We start from the raw sequence: 24,586 nt of genomic DNA, 5'->3' as shown, positions 1-24,586 counted from the left end.
CGTAAGCTCCTCCTATCTCGCTTGTGCAGCAGAACCTGCAAGAGTATGGTTCATTTGTTGTTCTTCTACGATTTCTCCTCTTTCCATCTTGATCAGCTTGTCTGCCATATGAAAATAACGGTCGTCGTGGGTAATGGCAATGACGCACTTCCCTTTGGATTTGAACTGCGGCAATAATTCCGTATAGAAGAATTGTCTGAACTCCGGATCCTGGTCGGCCGCCCACTCGTCAAACAGGCAGATCGGCTTGTCCTCCAGATAGTTGATCAATAGTGCCAGTCGCTTTCTTTGACCTGTCGAAAGCTTCGTCGTACTGAACTCCCCGTCTTGAATTTGCAGCTTCTCGTCGATGCGCAGCAGTTTCAAATAGGTATCGATCTCGTCCTCTTTGGACGCGCAATCGATGCCGTATATTTTGGTGAACAGGTAGTAGTCGCTGAAGATGGCAGAGTAGAGTTCGCCCAGCTCCTCCTGGCCGATGACTTGGTTGTTGACGAATATTTCACCCTTCTCGCACGCGTACAATCCAGTAATCAGTTTCGCAAGCGTTGATTTGCCGCTTCCGTTCCCTCCCGTAATAAAAACGATCTCGCCGGAATGAAATTTGCAGTCGATCGGTCCGACCCGAAAGGACTCGCCATTCTCGCCGCGGTATTCGTATTCCACGTCCTTCAGTTCAATTTGCAAGCCTCCGGATTGCACAACCTCTCCTTCTGTCCTCTCCTTGCCGGCTTCAATCTCCGTCAAATGCGCGATAAACGCTTTGATCCGCTTCCAGCTGATCCGCAGCTGTACGGCATGCGGAATTGCATTAAGAATGCTGTTGACAGGCCCTGTCATGTAGAGGAATACGAACACATAGTTTCGCAGAGAATGGCTCTGCACCTGCTCGAACAGAATGGGAAACAAGAACGTGACCGCCCCGATCACGAGCGTGAACAACAATTCGCCGATTATAAAGACATTGGCGAACTTCAGCCCGCCCCGGATCCGCTTGTCCTTGTAATCGCCGATGCTTTCCTGCATATCCGCTCTGAAATGCTCCCGTTTTGCCGATCCCAGCCTGAGTTCCTTATAGCCTCCGGTAAGATCGTTGATATATCGGAAGAAGGTATTCTGAATGTTTCTCGTTTGCTCCCACAGCTTATTGGCCGACCTTCCTGCCACATAATATAAGCCTGCCGCAACGAGCATGACGGCAATGGAAATCAGCAGTCCGTAGACATTCAGAATTCCCAGATAGACCAGGCAGCACAGCAGCGTTATCGAATCCGTCAGTCCGGTAATGAGAGTAGCCGCGTGGTTGCTGATGGCTTCCGTATCATTATTTAACGTGGTTTGAATCTTTTCGCTCTCGAGCCGCTCGATTTTCTCATAGGGGGTATTCAAAATTTTGTCCAGCAGCTCGATCCTTTTATCAGCGATCAAATTATTCGTAAGCGTGATGAGCCTGGTCCGGACGAACTTCTGTCCCATCACGTAAATGACAATACCCAGTGCAAAATATAAAAACAGTCCGCTTCCGGATTGCCCCGTCCGGTTTAACGCTTCATTGACGATAAAGATGATCATCGCATTGCCGAAGCCGCTTGCGATGCTCAACAGGATGAGGGGGAAAAAATTCCTGTCCCTGCGTTCCGGAAAAACGGATACCAGCGTCAGGTATACGCAGAAAAGGATGATGGCGGACATGACCGCGCCAATCGCAACAATCAGACTCGCAGGCGCCCACACCTTGACGAAATCCCAGGAAAGCCCGGAAAATAATACGTCGGGAATTTGATATAGACAATACCCCGATACCAGGATAAATGCGAGCGATGCCAGCGGAATCCCTATACGCCTGGCTGCATGCTTCTCCAGCCTTCTTTTTTTCTTGTAAATCCGGGCTGCGGACAGAACAATAAAATACAGTGTAACAACTATCAGCGGGAGCATCAGCAGGATGACGAAAAAAGCAAAGACGTCGAGGCTTTTATACATATCCTGCGCGTTGTCCGCCGGTTTCTTTCCTTGAAGGATGTCCATGATGCCTTGACCCATGACGCTTGTATAAGACGAGTTCAAGTTAGCCAGTACGGCAACGCCCAGACCCTCATGGGGACGAAATACGAGGAAGGAGGAAAAGTTCGGATTGCTTCCGTCATGGGAGATTTCACCTTCCCCGCTCTGATATACCTCCCATCCCCCCGCATAGGACGAACCGTCCGAAGAGGGCGCAACGGAGCGGTTCGGCTCATGCGTTCTTAGAACCGTGTCCTGGTCGGCCTGTTCCAGCGCGGATGTGCCCATCTGGATCCTCAGCCACTTTTCCATATCCTCCGCATTGGAGATGAAATATCCGGCCGGTGTATTGCCGCGGTACATCGGAGCATCATACTGGACAGGTCTCAAGAATCCCAGCTTGTAGCCCTCTGCCATGCCTTGCTGGGCGGCCTCCTGCCTGAACAGATACGTATGATCGAGCCCAAAAGGCTTCAGGATATGGCTGTCCGCATATTGCTCAAACGATTGGTTCGTCACTTCCTGAATGATCAGGCCCAAAATATCGTAATTGATCGTCGCGTATTCAAATTGTTCTCCCGGGTAGGACGCTAGAGGGTGATTCAGCAGCGTTCTCACCGTTTGTTCAAGCGCATCTTCATCGTCCGTCACGGGAATGTCCTTGATCGTCTCGAACGGGATTCCGCTGCTGTGGTGCAGCAGCTGTTCCAACGTGATATCGACCGCACCGTTGATGAGCTGCCCATCGTGCTCGCCCTTATACTTCATTTGGAACCAGGGCAAATATGTGCTGACCGGCTCATTCAAATCGATGACGCCTTCTCCGGCAAGCTGATAGACAGCCAGAGCCGTAAAGGCCTTGCTGTTTGATCCGATTTCGAACAAGGTTTGTTCGGTTACGGACTGCTTCGTCTCCCGATTGGAATAGCCGAAACTTTTTTTATAAACAGGTTGATCGTCCTTGACGACGACGACCGACAAGCCGGGAATTTTCCCCTCTTTCTGTTGCTTCTGAATCCATGAGTCCAGCTGGCGTTCATAGCCGTCCGGCAATTCCGCTGCCGCGCTTTCATTCGCCGCGGCAGCGGCGGCGGGTCCGGCTATGGTTGGAACCAGCAGGAATACGACAAGGATCATCCATATGGATCTTGTTTGCATTTTCGGCATGGTCCTCTCCACTTCGAGAATCGGTTCGGCATGATTTCAATCGTTAAAAAGATGTTCGAGCTCGTCGCTCGAGAGGTCTGTCGTTTCAAAATCGGCAGGCGTAAATTCGCTGTGGTCCCTGCCGCTGCAATGATCGATGACCTCTCTCAACCGATCCATATAGGAGCGGGCAAATCGCTCTGCCGTCTCCGGTCTAAACTTGTTGCGGCTGTAGGTTATCGAAAGTTTCAGCCTGTTATTCACCATATAAGCGACGATATCCAGCAGACAAGACATTTCATTGCGGCCGCTGCAGTCTCTGCCGGCAGGCTCCTCCGCATATTCGAATATTCCGCTCGTAAATGAAGCGTTAAAATCGCCCAGATAATTAAACCGCACATTTTTCCCCGGATCGCCGTCCAATTCGCCGGTTACATATTTCAAGACACCATGACAAAGTCCATTGTTCGGGATCCCCCGCAATTGATCCTTCAGCAGCTTGATTTGCGATGACAGACCGGTATACGGGACTGCCAGTCTGACCGGATATAAGCTCGTAAACCAGCCTACCGTTCTTGATATGTCGATATGGTCCGCGATCTCCTCGCGCCCATGTCTCTCGATTTCTACCAACACGTCGCCGGTTTTCGTATAATCCCTCATCACCAGCGCCAACGCGATGAGCATCAATTCATCGCCTTTTGTCCTGTAGGCGTCGTTCGCCTTGAACAGCAGCCGCTTTGTTTCATCTTCCGCCAACCGGTATTCTACCGTTGCGCAGCATTCCATAGCATCCGCACCCAGGTCAAAATCGCTCCACGTTTCCGTGCCGGTTCCAACAACCTGCTCATTCCAGAAAGGCAGGCTTCTTCTCGCAGGACCCCGGCCAAACTGCTCCAATTGGGCGGCCCAGTCCTGTACCGAACATGTTTTTGGCGGGAGTGCGGCAATCTTGTTATGCAGCAATTGTTCGTACACATGGCTCATATCCTCGAAGATAATTCTCCAGGATATCCCGTCGACGGCCAAATGATGAGCGGTCATGAGCAGCCTGGTATCCTGACCGCCAAGATGAAAAATGCAAGCCTTGATCAAAACTCCATTTTCAATGTCAAAGCTTGCTTTCAACTTCTCCCCGATCCCCGAGATTTGAGCAGGCTGTTCGGAAACCGGATATCCCGACAAATCGACAATCCTGATTTCGCATTGTCCCAAGAGAAGGGAATCGTTATAGCTCAGCTCCCCCGTCCGGGCAATATAGTTGATTCTGAAGGCATCGTGATGGCGGATGATCATATTCAGCGCCGTTTCCAGTTTATCGGGATACAGCTCGCCTTTTAATTGGAGCAGCACCGATTGTGTGTAATGGTTCATGTCCGGCAAACGCTGCGAGAAAAGCCAAGATGTCGAAGGAAGCGGCTTAATCACGCCTACGCAAGGGCTGTCTTCTCCGGCCGCCCCTCCCCCAATGGTTTCCACATATAATGCCATATCTGAGATTACCGGGTGAACCAATATATCCTTTACTTTGATTCTGTACCCCCCGCTCCCCAGCCTCGAGGCGATCTGGATCGCTTTGATGGAATCCCCGCCCAAATAATAGAAATTATCCTTCAGGCTCGGATCTTCTGCATTCAGAACATGTCCGACGGTATCGACCAGCAACCGTTCCATTCCATTTGCTGCTTCGCGGGCGGCCGGTTCGTTCCCTGCTGGTGCAGGCTCGGGTAAAGCAGCTTTATCGACCTTCCCGTTAATCGTCAAAGGGATGGCGTCCAGTGCCACAAAATAAGCGGGAATCATATATTCCGGCAAATATTCTTTCAAGAAATTCGCCAGCCCCGGTGCGGGAATCTCTTCTTGCCCGGTGTAATAAACGCAGAGATACCGGCCGCCGTTCCGGTCCTCGCGGTCCATGGCAACGGCTTCTTTTACGCCTGGATGATGGGTCATACAATGCTCGATCTCGCCCGGCTCGATACGGTGCCCGCGTATTTTCACTTGACTGTCCGTTCTTCCCGCGTATTCGATCCTGCCTCCGTCCTTAAATCTGGCCAAGTCGCCCGTTTTATACATCCGCTTTCCCTGAACGAAAGGATTATTGATAAATCTCTCTTTCGTCAGCTCCGGCCTGTTCAGGTAACCCCGTGCAACTCCGTCTCCGGAGATGTACAGCTCTCCGGTTTCACCGTCCGGCACCGGATTGAGCTCCGGATCCAATATATATATTTTCATATTTTGGGCCGGGATGCCGATTGGAACCGAGATTCCTTGATCCTTCCCGGCATCGAACCGGTGGATCATACATCCTACGACCGTCTCCGTCGGACCGTATTCGTTGTAGATCGTGACATGACTGCCGAAACGGTCCAGAATGCTGCTTGCGAGGCTTGTCTTTAAATCTTCGCCTCCGACGATAAAGGTTCGGATCGAACCCGTCCCGGAAACGGTATCCTTTAATAGGGAGAGATGGGAGGGTGTCAGTTTTACAATGGTTGCTACAGCTTCCCGGACTATTTTATAGAGCACATACTCATTGTCATCGGCGGGATAAATGGCAATCTGGCCGCCGCCGATGAGCGGCGTGAATATCGAGGTGACCGTCAGATCGAAAGTCAAGGAAGAATAGAGTGCGAACACGTCAGTCTCACCGGAATCCGCATACACCCGCTTTGCCCAACAGACATAATTCACCAGTCCGCGATGCTCAATCATGGCGCCTTTCGGCAATCCGGTAGAACCTGATGTGTATATGATATAGACCAGGTCGGACGGCCCGCTAAGGTCCCCAAGATCGGAGTCCTCCCCTGTATACAGGCTTGCCGAATTCAGCTGAATGACTTCTCCTTCGAAACGGGACAGGTTCGATGAATGAAACATTTCGTTATTTGTCAATAGGATGGAAGTCCCCGAATCCTGCAGCATATAATGAATCCTGTCAGGCGGCAAGCCGGGATCGACGGGCAAATAAGCGCCTCCCGCTTTAAGAATCCCGAGAATCCCGATGATCGTTTCCATCGAATGTTTCGTTGACAGCCCGACGATGACTCCTCTTTTTACGCCTTTTCCCAGAAGAAATCTTGCCAATTGATTCGATTTTTCATGTAATCCCCGATAAGTTAAGGTTTGATTATTCAGACGGAGCGCGATCCGATCCGGCGTCCTTGCCGCCTGTTCCGCGAACAGCCGGTGAATCGTCTTCTCTTTCGGATAATCGAATTCGGTAGCGTTGAATTCGTATATCCGTCTATTCCAATCCTCTTCAGCTACAAGGTTGAACCCGCTCAGCTTCCGGTCGGGAAACTGAACGACTTGATCGGCCAGATGGAGCAGACTATTGTATGTCTGCTGGATCCTTTCTTCCGTATAATCCTGCAGCTTATAGTCCATATCCAGCTGGAGCTCCCCCGAGCCGGACCATTCCCGGATAATCAGCTGGAACGAATAGAGCTGCTCCCCGCTGTAAAATTCTTCATTTTCGATTGGAATGCCATTAAGGTCGTTCATCAGTCGGGTGTTATAATAATTGACAGAGGAATGGAATAAAGGGCCGTAGCCCTTCTTGTTCAATTCCAAATCCTGCACCAGGAGATCGAACGGATACCTCTGGTGATAATAGCATTGCGTCAACTCGCGGTTCATGTCCCCGATTAATTGACTTGCCGGCACTTCCGCATCCATACGAAAGCGAAACGGCATCGTGCTCGTAAACATCCCCACCATGCTCTTCTCTTGTTTACCCGCCCGATTCAGCAGCGGCAGTCCGACAACGAGATCATCCCGTCTGGACAGCTTATGAAGATAGATGAGATACAAGGCCACGAAGAAGGTATACAGCGAAATATTATGATCGGCGGCGAATTGTTTGATACGTTCGGTTTGCCCGCTTCGCAGCGAAAATGTTTTGCGGTTTCCTGCGCCGCATTCCAAACCGGCATTTCCTGCCGGCTCCGGCAGCGCCGAGAATTTGTCGTTCCAGAATTTCCTGTTTTTCAGCAGCCGCGCGCTCGCCAAATACGTTTGCTCCTGTTCGATGTAAGAGAGATAGGAATTTCCGGTTCGGCTGGTTGCCTCCTCTCCTTTTAAGAGCTTTAAGTAAGCGCCGCAAATCTGTTCGGTCAGAAGATTCATCGACCACCCGTCCGCAACCATATGATGCGCCTTAACGAAATAACCGTTGTCGCGATCTCCCAATTTCAATAAAGCGAAATAAAACAAGGCGTTGTCGTAGATCGGCATATGCGCCGACGCTTCCTGACGAACCCAGGCGGTAAATGGTGCTTCCGGATTCGGGTGTGCACTGAAATCGAAATAGTCGATAGGAAAACTTGAATCATCGCTTATATATTGCCGGACATCACCCTCCGACTCCGTAAGACGAAGCCGGATGCCCTCATTCGTTTTTACAAACGAGCGGATCGCTTCCTCCAGTAAAGCGAAATCCGCCGTTCCTTTTATTCTTACTGTGCCGCCGATATTATGCATCGATTGGCCAGGGTTGATATTTTCCATGTACCATATTCTTTTTTGAGGATGTGTAAGATTAAAATCTTCCGTACGATGCAAGATGTCTTTGCTTATCAACTGCCGCACCTCCGAATCCTACAGGAATTTCACCTGCCGGCAGTAATCTACCATACGGCCGGCAAGCTGCTCGTTCATCTCTTTCCATACAAAACCCGTTCTTTCTAACAGCGCGGCCGTCTTGTCGCTCCTGACATGGAATAGAGTGTGATCGGCCGGACTGTCAAGCTCTCCCCATTCATCTCCGATGCTGTGCAGCTGGATGTTATAGATAGGGGATGAATGCCCGCGGACCTGATTTTCATCATAGACGTAGTCCAGAAACCGTTCGATTGACGCCTGTTCCACGCCGAGCGCCAAACCTGGCATCGTCAGCAGCTCCGACATGCTGACAGGGCTCGGATTGTAAATATGATGGGTCTCATTCTTCAGCTCCATTCGGTCGAACAAGCTCACAATTGCCCGGCTTACGTCATCCACGCATGAAAAATCCGTATCCCTCTCCATTTCCGGAATCAATCCGATCGTGACATAGGATTGGATTAAGGAATATAAAGCGTTTTGTGCGATGTTTTCCTGGAACTTGCCGGAACGGGAGTCGAATACGATGTTGCCGACACGGAAAATAGTAACGTCGACTCCTTTTTGTCTTGCTTCCATCAATCGTTTCTCTGCTATGAGCTTCGTTTTCGAGTATGGACTGGTCATGGCTTGTCCGACATCGCAATCGAATTCGGTAAACAGGATGTCCTTCTGATGTTCAACCCTGCCGGAAGCGACGGCCATCGTCGAGATATGGTTAAAATCCTTGATCCGTCCCGTGAGCGCAAACTCGATTAAATTATCCGTAGCGACAATGTTGGCCTCATAAGATTCGTCGTATTTGCCGTAATGGCTGACATTGGCCGCGGAATGAATTATGCATGGAACGAGTCCGCAGAGATCCCGGTACCCTCTGTCATCCATTCCCAGATTCTTCTTCGTTAAATCACCGTTATATACGAAAATTCTCCGGTTCCATTCCTCATAAAAGTCCGGACCGAAATAAAAGCGGAGCTTTTCTTTGATCCGGTTCACGGCTTCCTCCCGGCTCCCGCTTCTTATGATAAGATGCACATTGCTGCTCGAATGCCTTAATAATTCATAGAGCAAATAGATTCCCAGGTATCCCGTGCTTCCCGTCAACAAAATATCTTTGTATTCCACCCTGCGGGTAAGGCTCGTTGCGTTATATCCCCTGCTTCTCTCCTCGTATAGAAGGCGTTTTGCTTCCCATTCATTGTCCGCATCCGCGGGCGAAAGATATCTATCTCTCCGCGCCAGCAAGTAGCGCTTCAATTCGTCCTTCGGCAGGAAAGAGTCTTCTGTCTTGAAGCCGATATGCCGTGCCAGATCGGACGCCCGCGGATATTCAAACAGTTGACGGATGGATATCCGAAGGTCCTTCTGCAGTCTGGATACAACGTTGACTGCAGAGAGCGAGCTGCCTCCCAGCTCGAAGAAATCGTCATAAAGGGTTATATTCTTTACTCCCGTAACTTCCTTATAGGCTTCAATAATGAGATGTTCCTTATCTGTCATTGGCGTCCCGTCTTTTGCTGCCAGCTGCCCGTTACTGCCCCGGGCCGCATCCCCGCCGACCCGGCCTGTCGTACCCCGATTGTCGGCTCCGCTTCCGGCTTGGCCGGCACGAATGCTGTAATACTGGCGATCAAACGCATACGTGGGCAGCGGAACGCGGAATCTTCTCTCTCCTGCGTAATAGCTCTGCCAATCGATGTGCGCGCCATGAATATGCAGCCTACCGATTCCGCGAAGCAAGAATTCGTCGTCCGGCACATTTTCATTGGAAGACTTTACCATGTTCACGATCACATTCCGTGCTGCCGCTTCTTCGTCAAGTTGCTGTCTGACGAATGCGCTTAATGTCTTGCCTGGCCCTACCTCGACAAAGATACTGTCCGCATCCGCCAATAATTGCCCCACACCCTCGGAAAACCGGACGGTGCCGCGCAAATGCTTCACCCAGTACCGGGGGTCCGCCGCTTCCTGGGCAGTTATCCACTTTCCCGTGACATTTGAAATATAAGGAATCTGCGGCTCGCCAAAGACGGCTTCCCTGGCTTTCTCTTCAAAGGCGCTTAGAACCGGGTCCATCATTGATGAATGAAAGGCATGGGAAGTCTGCAGCCTCTTATGACGGAGACCCTCCCGGTCCAGTTCTGCCTCCAGATCATTCAATTCTTCATATGAACCCGAAACGACACACTGTGACGGACCGTTTAAAACAGCAATGGACAGACCGGGGCCAAGCAGCGGCAGCAGCCTGTCTGACGTCGCCATCACGCTCAACATGCCGCCCGCCGGCAGCCGCTGCATAAGGTCGGCGCGTGCCGAAACCAGTGCCAGGGCATGTTCGAGCGACAGCACTCCGGATAAACAAGCGGCCACATATTCGCCCAGACTATGTCCGATCATGCCGTCCGGGCGGATCCCCCAATTCATCAGCATCCTGGCCAGCGCATATTCAAAAATAAAAATTGCAGGTTGAGTATAGGATGTTTGATGAATCCTCTCGTTAGTTCCCTCCCAGATATGTGCCGGATACAAGATTTCCTTCATATCATATCCCCTTAACCTGGCCAGGATATGACAGCATTGGTCTACCTCTTCGCGAAATCCTTGTTCTTCTCTATACAGCTCCAATCCCATATTGATATATTGGGAGCCTTGTCCCGGGAACATGAAGATGACCGGCTTGACGGAGCCGGACACCTTCGCCGTCTGTACTTTGGCAGAATGCGCTGAAGACAGCTCCCGCTTGGCCTCGGCTGCATCCGCCGCCGCCAGCACCCTGCGGTGCTTCATCTGTTTTCTGCCGACCAGAAGCGTATAGGCCGCATCGGCCAAATCAATGTCTTCGTTCTGGTCCAAATAATCGGCCAGCCTGCGGGTCTGTTCATCAAGGGACTTCATGGTTTGCGCGGAGAGCGACAGAAGCTGGACCCTTCTGCCGCGGTCCGGGCTGCCTCTGTCCGGAGCTTCCTCGAGCACCAGATGAGCATTGGTTCCGCCGATTCCGAATGAACTTACCCCGGCTCTTAATGGAAAATCCGAATGCTTCCACTCAGCCGGACGGGTGTTGACATAGAACGGGCTTCGTTCAAAATCGATTTTGTCGTTCGGCTTCGCGAAATTAATGCTCGGCGGAATCAGCCGGTGCTTCAGGGAAAGCGCTGTCTTGATGAAACCGGCCACGCCCGCAGCATTATCGAGATGCCCGATATTCGCTTTAACTGATCCGATGCCGCAGTAGCCCCGCTTGCCGGTATTAAATGCCAGCTTCAGCCCTTCGATTTCAATCGGATCGCCGAGTACGGTCCCGGTCCCGTGCGCCTCCACATAGGTGATGCTTTCCGGTTCGACTTCCGCCATGAGCAGAGCGGACCTGATCGCATCGGCCTGTCCCTCTATGCTAGGCGCGGTAAAGCTGACTTTATCGCGGCCGTCATTGTTAACCGCCGACCCCTTTACGACCGCGTAAATATAATCTCCGCTCTCAATGGCATCCTGCAGCCTTTTCAGGACCACCATGCCCGCTCCGCTGCCATTCACCGTTCCTTTGGCATTGGCGTCGAACGGTCTGCAGTGCCCGTCGGGTGACAGAATCATGCCCTCCTGATACCAATAGCCTCTTTTCTCCGGCAGTGTGATGGATACGCCTCCGGCCAGAGCGATATCGCATTCGCCGCCCAGAAGACCCTGACAGGCCAGATGAATGGCAACCAATGAAGATGAACATGCCGTTTGAACCGTATAGCTTGGGCCCTTCAAATTCAGCTGATGCGATAATCTCGTGCTGAAAAATTGCGATCCGTTCAATAAGTTAGCCTCTCTCATAAAGTCGGGCGCTTGTTGAAACACATCGTTCATCCAATATAAGTTTGTTGACCCTCCGATATAGACGCCCGTTAATCCGTTCCCATGCTCCCCGCAGCAGCCGGCTTGCTCAAGCGCTTCCCAAGCACATTCATGCAGCACTTTAAGCTGGGGGTCCATCACTTCCGCTTCCCGGGGGGAGTAGTGGAACAAGTAGGTGTCAAACCATTCCGAATCACGGATCACGCCCCCGGCTTTGACATAGCCGGGACTACGGAGCGTCTCCGGGTCGACGCCCGCTTCCTGCAGCTCCTCATTCGTGAAGAAAGAGATCGCTTCCGTTCCGTTCTTGATCGTATCCCAGAAGCTGCGGATATCGTTTCCGCCCGGAACCCGGCATGCCATTCCGACAACCGCGATCTCAAGCCCGTTTGTCGTATGGTTGTTCATAATTTCCCACCCTCTTTTTTTCTCTGCATTCTTTGCTTTAACCGGTTCTTCGATTCCTCCCTGACTTGATCCCGATCCGGGCCGCTTCCTTCCCGCACGCCTTCGTCTGCTGTCGTCCCCAAGCGCCTTGCTAATGCATGGATAGAGGAATAACGAAACAGTTCAACTACCGGCAGGTCGACGTTCAGCCGTTCCTTCAGGAGGACATGCGCCTCGATAATATTCAGGGAATTTCCGCCAAGCTCGAAGAAATGGTCGTGGACTCCAACCCGGTCCGTTCCGAGCACCTGCTTCCATATCTCCGCTATCGCCTGCTCAAGACCGCTTGAAGGCTCCGCATAAGCGGTTCCCGAAAGCATATAGGTTTCATCTTCTCTTTCCTGCAGTGCCTTGATATCGATTTTACCGCTGGTCGTTGCAGGCAGCTGCGCAAGCTGCACGAATCGCTCGGGAATCATATACCCGGACAAATGCAATCCCAGGTATTCCCTTAATTCCGTTGTGGTTACAGCGTCTTCCGCGACCACATACGCGCACAGGTAGGCTTCGCCGGACGGATTCATTTTTGCCGCGACAACCGCATCATTAACGCTGCCATGATTCAGGAGATGATGGTTGATTTCGCCCGGCTCAATCCGGATTCCCTTGATTTTGACCTGATGGTCAAGTCTTCCCATATATTCGATGCCGCCGTCCGGAAGCCATCTGACCAAATCTCCCGTCTTGTACATGCTCGCGCCATCCAGGAACGGGTCGGGGACAAACCGTTCGCGGGTCAGGTCCGGTCTGTTCAAATACCCTCTTCCCACTCCAGCACCGGAGATGTACAGCTCTCCCGCCACCCCCAGCGGCACCGGGCGAAGATCGCGGTCCAGAATATACGTTCTGTAATTATCCAAAGGCCGGCCGATCGGCAGGCTCGCACCTGCCTCGCTGCCGTCGCAGATATGGTAAGTCGTATAGATTGTTGCTTCGGTCGGCCCGTACAGATTCACGATCTGATCGGCATGGACGGCGCTTCGCACTTCGTCATACAGATTTCTGCTGAACACTTCACCCGCCAGCATGACGTAACGGAACCGGTGATTAACGATATCGCGTCTGTTGTTCAGAAGAACTTTCATATGGGCGGGTACGGCGCACAGAACGTTAATTTGATGCTTCGCCATGTAGCTCCAGAGACGTCCGGGCTCAGCAGCCGTTTCTTCGCCGGGGATATACAGCTGTCCGCCGGAAAGAAGCGGCAGCAGCATCTGCTGCACCGACACATCGAAGGTGAACTTGGCCAGAAACAGATGACGGCATTCACGGTCGAACTTCAGCCGGCCGGTGAATCCCGCAAGCTGATTCGTCATGTTCCGGTGCTCGATCATGACGCCCTTCGGCTTCCCTGTCGTGCCGGATGTATAGATCACATAAGCCAGATCGCCGGGAAGATTGACGTTCTCCGGGCAGGATGCTTCAACCTGGCTTAAAGATTCATCATCCAGCGCGATCTGATCAAGCTTCAAAAACTCCTGAAGAGGGCGCTGCGTCACGATCAATGAACAGCGGCTGTCCTCCAGCATATAGCGGATCCTGTTCACCGGGAAACCGGGATCAATCGGCAGATAAGCGCCCCCGGACTTCAGTACCCCCAGTACGCTTATGACCATTTCGGCAGATGGCTCCGCAATGATTCCGATAATATCGTTTCGTTTCACTCCCTTGTTTCTCAGAACGCGGGCAAGCCGGTTAGCCTGCTCATCCAGCTCGGCATATGTCAGCTGCCTGTCCTTATACACGATAGCCGTCTCCGTTGGAGTGTCCCGCACCTGCCGCCCGATTAATTCATGTACCGTCTTTTCGTACGGGAATTCAGTCTGCGTATTGTTGAAGCCTTCAAGCAGGAGCCGCTCATCCTGGTCGGACAGGATGCGGATATCCTGCAATCGGACATCGCGGTTTTGAGCGATTTCCTCAAGCAAACGGATGAAATGGCCGGCCATCCTTGCGATTGTTTCTTCCGCAAACAGATCCGTGCGGTATTTAAATCTGAAATCAAGGGTGCTCCTCTTCTCAAGGGCCCGAATGGAAAGATCGATCTGGGCCGAACGCTCCTCAACCGGATATTCCCGGAAGGACAATCCGGCAGTATCCATGGCCGCGCGATCATCGCTTTCCTGCGCAAAAATCACATCGTATAAAGGATTTCTTCCCGTGTTCCTTGGAACTCCCAGTTTATCCACCAGTACTTCAAAGGGATATTGTTCATTCTCGAAGGCCTTCAGCGTATTCTCCTTGACTTCGCCCAGAAGAGCGTTGAACGTCTTTCCCCCGCATGGAAAGTTTCTCATGACAACCGTGTTAACGAACATGCCAACAATCCGTTCCAGACCCGGATGGGACCTCCCTGCCGTCGGAGAGCCGATTACAACGTCCTCTTGCCCGGTGTATTTGAACAACAGCGCGTTAACGGCGGACAACAGCAGCATATATAAGGTTGCCCCGCTCTCTGCGGCCACCGCTCTTAAGCTCGCGGTCAATTCTGCGTTAGCGAGGACGCTTACGCTGCCGCCCTCGAACCGTATGACAGGCTGCCGCGGATAATCTGTATTCAGTTGAAGCTCGGGAACACCATCCTTGAACAGATTCAGCCAATACGCCTCTTGCCTTCTCCTGTCATCGGCCGCATTCTGCTCAGCCTGCCATACCGAATAGTCTTTGTATTGCAGCTCGAGCTCGCTCTGACTCATCCCTGAGTACAGCTCGGAGAATTCCTGCATCAAGATATCCATCGACGCGCCGTCGAAGACAATGTGATGGATATCGGTCAGCAGCAGGTGCCTGTTGTCTCCAACCTTCATGAGCTTGACTCTGAATAGCGGCTCCTTTTCCAGATCGAAGGGCTTCACAAAATCATTGACTGCACGCTGAAGCCAAATTTCTTCCGCTTCTTCGAATTCCAACGTGAAGGTAATGTCGGGTCGGATCGTCTGCACAAGCTCGCCGTCCTTGAATATGAAGGAGGTCCGCAGCGATTCATGCCGGCGGATAAGACGTCCGAGCGTATCCTCCAGCTTCCGCCGGTCGAGACCGCCCTCGATCATATTCACAGAGGTCATATTATAGGCGAGCGAACTCCGATCCAGCTGCCACAAGATGAACAGACGCTTCTGCTGCGAAGGAACGGGATAAGTCCCGGTTGTTTCCACAGGCCGAATGGCCGGATATTGCCGCCCTTGCAAGCTCTCCGCGTATTTGGCGAACGCTCTTATGTTGGGATGGCGGAACAAGCCGCTTATTTGCAAGCTGGTTTCCAGCTCCCTGTTGATCTTCAGCACGATGGCAGCGGCTTTTAGCGAATGGCCTCCCAGTTCAAAGAAATCATCATGGATGCCAACTCTCGCCACACCCAGAACCTCTTCCCATATGCCTGCAAACAATCGTTCCATATTGCTTTCCGGTGCGGCATAAGGCGAGCTTGCGGCTGTATCCGGATCCGGTGCGGGCAGGGCTTTCCGATCGATTTTCCCATTGTTGTTGAGAGGCATTTTGTCGAGCTGCGTGAAATATGCGGGTATCATGAAATCGGGGAGCTTCTGGGCAACATAGCTTCTTAATTCTGCAACCGGCAGCTTCTGGCGGGAAACGAAATAGGCGCATAGCACATCCATGCCTGCAGAATCTTTCATAGACACTGCTATGGCCTCTTCCACGCCGGGATGCTGCAGCAGGCAATGCTCGACTTCGCCAAGCTCGACACGGAAGCCTCTGATCTTGGTCTGAAAGTCTTTGCGGCCGAGAAATTCAAGTGTTCCGTCCTGCATCCATCTTGCGAGGTCTCCGGTTTTATAAATCTTTTTACCCGGATAGAACGGACATTCCACGAATTTCTCGTTCGTCAGATTCGGCGCGTTATAATAGCCGAGCGACAGACCGTCTCCGCTGATGCACAACTCGCCGGCAACACCAATCGGCTGCAGGTTCGTATCCTCATCCACGATGTATATTTCGGTATTGGGCAGCGGTTTGCCGAGCGGAACAATTTCCAATTGCTCCATATTCAGGCGGTTAAACTTGAAGGAGGCCGCGATATCCGTACACTCGGTAGGACCATAGGTATTGATGACATCGGAGCGGCATTCGGGTGATTGGAGCCATGGCTTCAGCTTCTTCAGATTAATAGGCTCGCCGCCCACGATCACATGCTTCAAAGGGCTTAATTTGCGGTATTCGTTGTTCTCGTTGTAATCGATCAAAGGGTATAGGGCACTCGGCGAACAATTGATAACCGTAATCCGTTCACGGGCGATCACATCCGACATCTCGTTATAGTCATACATCCCTGCGGTGAACAGGTGCAGCCGCCCGCCCACCAATAAAGGAGCGAACAAATTTTTATGCGCCGTATCGAAGCTGAGCGGTGCGATCAGCATCAGGTCGTCAGCATCGCTCAGCTTCAGTTCGCGTATATACCAATTCAGCAAATTAACGAATGAACGCCGTTTCACCATTACCCCTTTGGGCACGCCTGTGGTTCCCGACGTGAACAGAACGTACATCATGCCCTCCGGGTCATACGTCAATCCCGGATTATCCATAGCCTCCGGCACGCTGCTCGCCAAGGCGCTCCCGATATCGACGATTTTCATCTCCGGATCAGAAATATTTACTTCAAGATTGCCGTTTACCAGAATGATGCCGGCCTGCGAATTGTTCAGCAGAGACCTGATTCGTTCCTTCGGCAAGCTCGGGTCAATCGGCAAATACGCTCCCCCGGTCTTTAAAATCCCCATCATCCCTACGGGCATCTCAAGCGATCTTTCCACCATGATCCCGACAACGCTGCCTTCCCCGATCCCATGTCCAATCAATAGATAGGCGATTTGATTCGCTTTGGCGTTGAGTTCCCTGTAGGTCAGCTTTCGATTCTGATAAACGACTGCTGTTTGATGCGGGGTTCTCTCCACCTGCTCTTCAAACCAGTCAACTACGGTTTTGTCCTTTGGATAAGGGGCAGCCGTTTCGTTAAACTCGTATAATAGACGGCTCCTCTCTTCATCCGGAATACCAATCCCGGACAATAGGATGTCAGGGTTATCCAGAACGGTTCTGAAGAAGTGATTGAAATGATTCGCAATACCGCGAATGGTCTCCTGCGTAATGCCGCCTGTCTTAAACGATACACGGCAATGAATGTGCTCTCCCGCCAAGTTGAACTGAAACGTCGTATCGGCGGCCGACTGACCGGCGGAAGCATTATTTTGGATATTTTCCAGTAAGACGACCGTTCGCGGTTTCGGCAGATCTCCGGCAGGCGTTTCCAGATGCAGAAGCTTTGCCAGCTTGGAGTAGGAAACTTTCTGGTGCTTGCCCGCATCCGAGATGGTTTGTTTTACCTCGAACAGAAGATCCTTGAACGTCATGCGGCTATCCATCACATTTCGTATAATCAAATGGTTACCCTGAAAAGCCGGTCCGGACTTTGTCCTGAACACCGGAATCCCGACAACAACATCTTTATTTCCCGAATGTATGGATAGCAAATATTGAATTCCGCACAGCAAAATGATGAAAACACCGTATTCCGACCCCTTGCTCACGGCCGTAATTCTCCGGGAAATTTCATCTGAAAGTTTAAACGTATAGATTTCTGTATTCTGAATTTCCGCACGCACCATCTTGTGATCAACCGCAAAACTGCTCATGCTCAAATCGGGTGACAATTTGCCGAGCCAATAGATTTCTTCTTCCGTTAATCGATCGGTATCGTTATTATGTCTGCTGTCTGCGGGAATGTTTGGGGTATGCATTATAAACCTCCTGATCAGTACAAAAGTTGTATTGATTGTTGGCTTGCACTCAATGCTCCGCTAAGGTTTCGTTAATCAGATGCAGGATATCGAAATCGTTATCGTTAATGAAAAAATGTCCTCCGGGATAGCCTTGAAGGCCAAACTGCTCCTTCGTAAAATCCTTCCAATGTATCATATCCTCATAAACGATATCGTCCCCTTTCCCGTATAATGCGGTTATATTGGCGTTTAGCCTGGCATTGTCCGGCATAAACGCATATTCTTCGATCAGCCTGAAGTCGGATCTCAATATCGGCAGAAAAATTTCCATTAGCTGTCGATTGTGAAGAACCTCTTTGGGCGTGCCGTTTAATTCATCCAATTTTTTCTTGAATTCTTCCTCGGGCAGCTGGTGAAGATGATGGCTTCGTATCCTGTTTGGCGCTCTGACGCCGGAAACAAATACATGCTTGGGAGGATGAACCCCTTCTCCCTCCAGCTTTCTGCAGAGCTCATAAGCGATTAGTCCGCCCATACTATGTCCAAAAAAGGAATACTTCGTTCCGCTGATATATTTTTTTACATATTCAAACAGATCGCATAAGGCATCATCCATGTTTTTATAGCAAGTGTCCCGAAATCTTGTGCCTCTGCCGGCGTAGGGGATTGGCAGCAGCTCAATACCGGGAAGCAAATGCTTGCGCCACGGATAGTAGATAGATTCAGACCCGCCCGCATAGGGGAAACAAAATAGAAGCATGTTATTCATGAGTGAATCCTTCCGGCAATATTTCTCTGTGGAACTATTAAATTTCAAATATTCTGAATCTTTTAAATGCGATTTTCCATATGAATTCGTTTCCAACTGATAGAATTTCGGGTTCGCTTTTCATTACACAGCGTGGGCATATTGATTTTCGAAAATCATTTTATCATCCGCCCATTCAATTTTCAAATATGCACATTATTCCCTTTATTTCCTCCAAAACGTTAAATATCAGGGTCAATGTTCCCTATAATATATCAAATATGTTGAAAAATAGGGATTAATCATGATAATTGACCTATTTCAATTCCAATAACTGATGTAATACAATTTATAATATACTAGTAATAATTGAAAGTGCAACATATTTTACTTATTCATGCCAATTATTACTGCTTGTTTTTTCTCCTATAACCTCTCTGTTTTACAAACACTTACAAGACTTTTCGTAACGTTTTTGCAAGACTCAAGTTATTAAGGAGGGCAACAATAATGAGCGACGCAGCAAGCCGTTTGGAAGAAACAGAGCATCATGAATTGGAAAAATATCGTTTTTCGCCCGAAATACGCAGCCATATACGCGAGCTGCAGCAACAAAATAATTGGTACAATTACTTCGCCATAGGACTGGACTGGCTGATCATCTCGGCGGTTATCGCCCTATTTTATTTAAAACCGACGATTTGGATGTATCTCATCAGCATCACAATCATAGGAAGCCGTATGCGTGGTCTGGATATTATGATGCATGAATCCAGTCACAATATGCTGTTTAAAAACCACAAATTAAACAAATGGATCGCATGCTTATTTGCAGCTTATCCCATCATGATTTCCTATCGAGCCTACATTAAGGGTCATATGACCCATCACAAATACTTGTGGAGCGATATTGACCCCGATAAAATCCGGTATAAATTGGTTGGGTTGGATAATCCTCCGAAGAGCAGAATGGAATTTTTTCTCCGTCATTGTCTGAGACCCTTGACCTTGGTTCATGTTCCCCGCTATTTAAGCGGCATGATCAAAGTAACGATGTATTCCAAAGAGGAAACGCGTTTCGACAACATTGTGCGGGCTGTATATTGGGCATTGATCATATTCTGCTCCATCTTTTTCGGATTTTGGCTGGAGCTTATACTTTTTTGGGTCATTCCTTTTATGACGACGCTGCAAATACTGAAATATTGGGCTGAGATGGCCGAACACGCTGGCCTGGAAAACGATAAGGAAATGTTTGCGACAAGGAACTCCTTTGGAAATTGGTTTGAACGGGCGCTTCTTCATCCTCACCGCAATTCATATCATTTGGTTCATCATCTTTTCCCTGCCATACCCCATTACAATATCAAAAAGGCGCATCTTGTTCTGATGGAAGATTCCGAATACCAGAAGGCACATCATTGCACCGGTTTTTTCCTGTCGCTTGCCCCGGGCTTTTCTTCTGTTATTGACGATATTCAAGGCCGCATTCCGTTTTGGAATAAATTAAAAGGCAGATAATGGGGAAGCGTAACCCACCATGCTCTATTTGGATTCTTATTCCTTCCAATTCGTACAACAAGGCTGCCGGGTTTCGCGGGCAGCCTTGTTGTACGACAGCAGAGGTTTTCAATTCAATCAAGGTACCTGGCTGCGGCTATGCTATAGTATTTGTAATGCTGCACCCAAACTGCTCGATACTGGAGAGATCTCTGATGGAATTGAAACCCGGAAAACCCGTTGGACTATTACACCTAAATAAGGAAAATCCCAAATTTTCAGCCTCCCGGTACTCCCCCTCCACCGATCTCATTCCTTTCATTGAGCATTACTGGATTGTCCGCTGGAATCTTCGGGGGCAGGAACCGCATCTTCAAGAAACCCTGCCTCATCCTTCCGTTCATCTGGTGTTTGAAAAAGACAATTCGCGAATTGTGGGCGTTTTTAAAGGGAGATTTTCAGTGCTTCTCCAAGAGCAAGGAGCGGTCTTCGGCGTCAAATTCCTGCCTGGAGCTTATTATCCCTTTCTGAACAATTCCGTTTCAACCCTGACGGACCGCATGGTGCCTTTCCGGGAAATCTATGGAATGAGCAGCCAGGCGCTGGAGCAGCGGCTTTTTTCCCAGGAGACCGCAGAGCAGATGATTCCTCTTGCAGAATCATTTATTCGGGAACGGCTCCCTGAACGGGACCTCAATGTCGATCTCATTAATACCGTCGTTCAAACGATCATCTCCGATAGAAGCATCATCAAAGTGGATGATATTGTGCGCCGCTTTCCTGTTAGCAAAAGGCAGTTTCAGCTCTTATTCCGTCAGTATGTGGGGGTCAGCCCCAAATGGATCATTCAACGCTACCGGCTTCACGAAGCGGTCGAGAAAATGGACGATGGCAAGATTCCCGACTGGTCAAGGCTTGCTTTGGAGCTCGGCTACTACGATCAGGCTCATTTCATTCATGATTTCAAATCTATCGTAGGAACATCCCCGGAAATCTACACGAAAAAGGTTAAATGAACCAAAGCCGGACTAAGGCTGTTAAAGCGGGTGTTTATAGAGTTCGATCACATTGCCTTCCGGATCGCGCAAATGGGCAACCCTTGCATTCCATGCCTGCCGGTCATGAGGTTCATTAAGGAGCTCCACCCCTTTTTCTTTCAAACGGGCGCACACCTCGTCCACATCATCCACGGCAAATGCGAGTAAAAATTTCGACTGTGATTCTGTGCCGGTTGGAAGATGGTTTTCATCGAGCACTTCAACGATATTTTGACGGGAAAAAATTTCGATTTTGGTTTCGCCGGTATTAAACGATGCGAACTGCATCTCCTCTGCGGAAAAACCCATTGGAATCTCCATCACGTCTTTGTAAAAGGCTACATTTTCGTGAAAATCGTTTACCAGCAGTCTGACTTGGGATAATTTCATTGTTCCACTACCTTTCTGTATATATTGCGGCTAACCCGGGAGTAAATAGGTTTCCTATGCCCAATTTAACAAAATCAAGGAACACGGTATTGTAAAAACGCGATAAAAATATTGTAAGGGAGCAGAGTAAGGGAACATGATGGGGATGCAGGCTTGCTTATAGACTATGATCAGCCGTATATACAAAGAAGAAATGAGTGCGGGTAGGCGAAGCAGAAACTAAAGTGTTCCGTACACTGAATTATTTTGGAAATAAGGAATGAATCGTATCTTCAACTTCCTGTAACAACCCTTTATATGCCTCCCCATCGAGGTTTCCTATGCTGCCAAAAAATAAATGTCCCACAGGTTCAATACCAACGAAGTCCAAGATGCCAATATCAGACGTAATTTTCAATCCGGCGGTCATCCCAATCGTATCGTAAATTTCCAGGGGAGTAGCATGTGTGTTGATAATAAATCCCTTCTTGCCTGTCAGCATCTTAACGATACCTTGTTCACCAACACTATAGGCAAAGCCGTAAGAGAACACGCGGTCAACATAACCTTTAAGGATCGCGGGAAGTCCCGTCCACCAAATAGGATAAATAAATGTAATAACTTCCGCTTGCGTGATAAATTCTTGTTCCGTTTTAATATCCTGCGGTGTTTGCCCGGCTCTCATCGCAATTGAATCTTCTGATTTTAGCACAGGCTGGAAATGGAGTGCATACAGATCACGCACAATAACCTCATGGCCGTTTTTTATTAATGCAGCGGCTGCGGTTTCCAATATCGCGTGGTTAAAGCTTTCAGTTTTGGGATGGGCAAAGACAATAAGATGCTTCATTTTAAGGTCTCCTTGTCATTTTGAAATGTTTTCGACGAGAAAGTCTACGATTTTGCCGCAGGTCAAGTTGGCGATGGCGCCAGTAATGGCGCTGCCCGATCCGACACTATAAGGACTGCCGCATTCGCTGCTTCTTTGAGTCATGGCATGTTCATTCCTCCTTTGATTCGAAAGCTTGCTGCTGGGAACGTAAAGGAGGCCATTCTGATTCAATTATATCGTATGGCGTATGAAGCCGTTTCTTATCGATTGCTATTATTACTAAAAAATCAAACAACTGCATGATCTCAAACCACCCTTTTGATGCCGGGGATCCTGCGGATGAGCGATGCTGCCGTGTAGGAGAGAACGACGGCGGCACAGCCGACCAATACAAATTTTACGATCGGATGCCAATCCAAGGAACGAATTGCAAAGGACACATAGGTCACAAACAGCGCATGAATGATATAGACGAGAAAAGCGTTGGAGGAAAGCCATCCGGTAGACATAGCTGCCGCGCTGTTCCATCGTTTGCGGAACCATACCAGAAGCACATAGGAGATCCCCAAACCAAGCAGCGGATCGATTATTGCATAAAAGGCCGCTTGCCAGCTCATTCCCCCCATGAATTGGGATATGTCGCCCTCCAATGCTCCTCCGAACGCCATCCCTGCAGGAAACAAGACGATCAGCAAAATGACGATCCCCCTCCACTTCCGGGCGGCGTTTTCGGTTAGCTGCTGCAGCCAATTTCCGCGACTGGCCGCAATGCCCGCCATGAACAAGCCGATATAGGCCGGAAAATATGCCAATTGCAAATGCATTACCTCGGTTCCAACGGGGTATGCCAAGCGCACGATAAAATTGACTGCCATGACAATTACGAGATATCCTGCAATAAGCCGCGGCGTTAGTTTGAGAGGTTTACGGAGAGGCTTGCCTGCGGTTATCTTACGAAAACCGGAATAGATGACGAAGAACAGCAGCAGCGCAACCAAATACCACAGCGGCCCTACTTCAAATTCAATCAAACCTCGAAGCGGATGAGGGATGATCTCCTCTTTCATATATATGCCCAATGAACCTTTATGCCCGTTCGCAACATATCCGAGAAGCGGAGCAATAACCAGCATATAGAACAACAACGGAATTCCGAACCGGAACAGGCGTGCCTTAAGGAATCTGCCTCCCCCTTGGCGGTCATAGGAAGCGGGGGTCACAAAACCGGAAATAAAAAAGAACAGTCCCATAAAAAACGATTGGTTGACAGCCGTAAATATCGTAAGCAGTGTATTTACCACAACATTGTCCTGATGCTCGTAATAAAACCAGCCTCCCGAACCGCCATAAGTAATTGCCGTATGGTGGAGTACGACCAGCACCGTCAAAAAAACTTTCAAGCGGTCCAGATAGATCAACCTCTTCTCCATTTTTGCATCCCCTTTCGTTCTCATGCACCAACAATAACACGGGAGTCATAGTAAGCTCACCGAAAGAAAGAGGAGAAACCGCGCAAATCGAGCTTCGGTACCGGGAGGCATTGCTTTCGGTCTCACTGCGGACGATTGCGGTGCCGCGGAGCTGCCGGTATAGTATAATAAAATCATTCATTCACTAGGAAAGTAGTTTGGGGGGAATCGATTGTGACCCATATTTTGTTGGTTGACGACCACCGGACCTTCTTGGCGGGAACGGCCATCATTCTCGAAAAAAACGGCTTTCGCGTGACGACCGCATCAAGCGGTGCATTTGCGGTGGATCTGATGGAACAATCTGTTTTTGATCTGTTCGTATTTGATCTGAAGCTGCCGGAGATGAACGGTTTCGAATTAACCGAAGCAGCTCTGCAGCGCCATCCGGAAGCGACTATCGTCATATTGACCGGTGAAGACATCTCGGAGCATTACGACAGGCTGATCGAGATTGGGGTAACCGGCATTCTGGAGAAATCTCTTGGCGAGAGGGAATTTATCGCCAGTCTTCAATTAGCTATCCAGCAATTAACGGTTCTGCCTGTCCATCTCGCCAGGCAGCTGAGAACCAAAGAAAGACGCCTCTCCGACCCAGGCGTGGATTCCGGGGGAGCGAACCGGACATTATCGGACAAAGAATTGGCCGTCTTGAAGCTGATTGCTCAGGGACATAAAAATAAAGACATTGCGGACCGGCTTTTCATGAGCCAGCGCAATGTCGAATATCTGATCTCGCATCTGTTCGGAAAATTGGGTGTGACCTCCCGGCAGGAGGCCGTGATGAAGGGCATCAAGCTGAAATGGCTGAACATGGACTTATAGCCTGTTTGCCGCTGCCCATAACGGCT

General features: G+C 49.9%; 12 protein-coding genes. 3 read left to right on the top strand and 9 right to left on the bottom strand.

Annotated elements, in window-relative coordinates:
* Window positions 1-12: 12 nt before the first annotated feature.
* From ACFOLF_RS36835 to ACFOLF_RS36815, 5 genes are read right to left on the bottom strand one after another with little or no spacing between them, the layout of a single operon-like run.
* Window positions 13-3,171: a cyclic peptide export ABC transporter gene (locus ACFOLF_RS36835; protein ID WP_379113161.1), complete on the bottom strand. Its 3,159-nt coding sequence runs from the start codon at window positions 3,169-3,171 to the stop codon at window positions 13-15.
* Between the two features lie 36 nt (window positions 3,172-3,207).
* Window positions 3,208-7,743 carry an amino acid adenylation domain-containing protein gene (locus ACFOLF_RS36830; RefSeq protein ID WP_379113163.1) on the bottom strand — a complete coding sequence of 1,512 codons (4,536 nt, stop codon included), beginning with the start codon at window positions 7,741-7,743 and terminating at the stop codon, window positions 3,208-3,210.
* A gap of 9 nt (window positions 7,744-7,752) precedes the next feature.
* Entirely contained in the window at window positions 7,753-12,003 is a 4,251-nt protein-coding gene (locus tag ACFOLF_RS36825; RefSeq protein WP_210040045.1) for a type I polyketide synthase, read from the bottom strand.
* Window positions 12,000-17,798 carry a non-ribosomal peptide synthetase gene (locus ACFOLF_RS36820; RefSeq protein ID WP_210040046.1) on the bottom strand — a complete coding sequence of 1,933 codons (5,799 nt, stop codon included), beginning with the start codon at window positions 17,796-17,798 and terminating at the stop codon, window positions 12,000-12,002. Before ACFOLF_RS36820 ends, ACFOLF_RS36825 begins: the two co-directional genes overlap by 4 nt.
* A 49-nt stretch (window positions 17,799-17,847) precedes the next feature.
* Window positions 17,848-18,549 carry a thioesterase II family protein gene (locus ACFOLF_RS36815; RefSeq protein WP_210040047.1) on the bottom strand — a complete coding sequence of 234 codons (702 nt, stop codon included), beginning with the start codon at window positions 18,547-18,549 and terminating at the stop codon, window positions 17,848-17,850.
* Between the two features lie 489 nt (window positions 18,550-19,038).
* On the opposite strand from ACFOLF_RS36815, the gene ACFOLF_RS36810 reads away from it, so the two are divergent.
* Together ACFOLF_RS36810 and ACFOLF_RS36805 are read left to right on the top strand one after the other, a co-directional pair.
* Window positions 19,039-20,049, top strand: a complete 1,011-nt coding sequence (locus tag ACFOLF_RS36810; protein ID WP_210040048.1) for a fatty acid desaturase family protein — start codon at window positions 19,039-19,041, stop codon at window positions 20,047-20,049.
* Window positions 20,049-21,044, top strand: coding sequence for a DUF6597 domain-containing transcriptional factor (locus ACFOLF_RS36805; protein ID WP_379219768.1), 996 nt, complete (start codon window positions 20,049-20,051; stop codon window positions 21,042-21,044). Before ACFOLF_RS36810 ends, ACFOLF_RS36805 begins: the two co-directional genes overlap by 1 nt.
* 21 nt (window positions 21,045-21,065) lie before the next feature.
* Here ACFOLF_RS36805 and ACFOLF_RS36800 read toward each other — a convergent pair whose 3' ends face one another.
* From ACFOLF_RS36800 to ACFOLF_RS36785, 4 genes are all read right to left on the bottom strand, one after another.
* Window positions 21,066-21,455, bottom strand: a complete 390-nt coding sequence (locus tag ACFOLF_RS36800) for a VOC family protein (RefSeq protein WP_210040050.1) — start codon at window positions 21,453-21,455, stop codon at window positions 21,066-21,068.
* 241 nt (window positions 21,456-21,696) lie between these two features.
* Window positions 21,697-22,284 (bottom strand): NAD(P)H-dependent oxidoreductase, encoded by a 588-nt coding sequence (locus ACFOLF_RS36795; RefSeq protein ID WP_210040051.1) that lies wholly within the window; start codon window positions 22,282-22,284, stop codon window positions 21,697-21,699.
* A 15-nt stretch (window positions 22,285-22,299) separates the two neighbouring features.
* Window positions 22,300-22,428: a hypothetical protein gene (locus tag ACFOLF_RS36790; protein ID WP_379113165.1), complete on the bottom strand. Its 129-nt coding sequence runs from the start codon at window positions 22,426-22,428 to the stop codon at window positions 22,300-22,302.
* Window positions 22,429-22,571: 143 nt separating this feature from the next.
* Window positions 22,572-23,696 (bottom strand): acyltransferase family protein, encoded by a 1,125-nt coding sequence (locus tag ACFOLF_RS36785; RefSeq protein ID WP_210040052.1) that lies wholly within the window; start codon window positions 23,694-23,696, stop codon window positions 22,572-22,574.
* Between the two features lie 213 nt (window positions 23,697-23,909).
* Between ACFOLF_RS36785 and ACFOLF_RS36780 the strand changes: the two genes are divergently transcribed.
* Complete coding sequence (locus ACFOLF_RS36780) at window positions 23,910-24,560, top strand: response regulator transcription factor (protein WP_210040053.1); 651 nt, start codon at window positions 23,910-23,912, stop codon at window positions 24,558-24,560.
* Window positions 24,561-24,586 lie beyond the last annotated feature (26 nt).

This window comes from Paenibacillus sepulcri, assembly GCF_042647105.1.
Lineage (GTDB): Bacteria > Bacillota > Bacilli > Paenibacillales > Paenibacillaceae > Paenibacillus_Z > Paenibacillus_Z sepulcri.
Note: the sequence above shows the minus strand (reverse complement) of the source record. Positions and strands in the feature narration are given on the sequence as shown.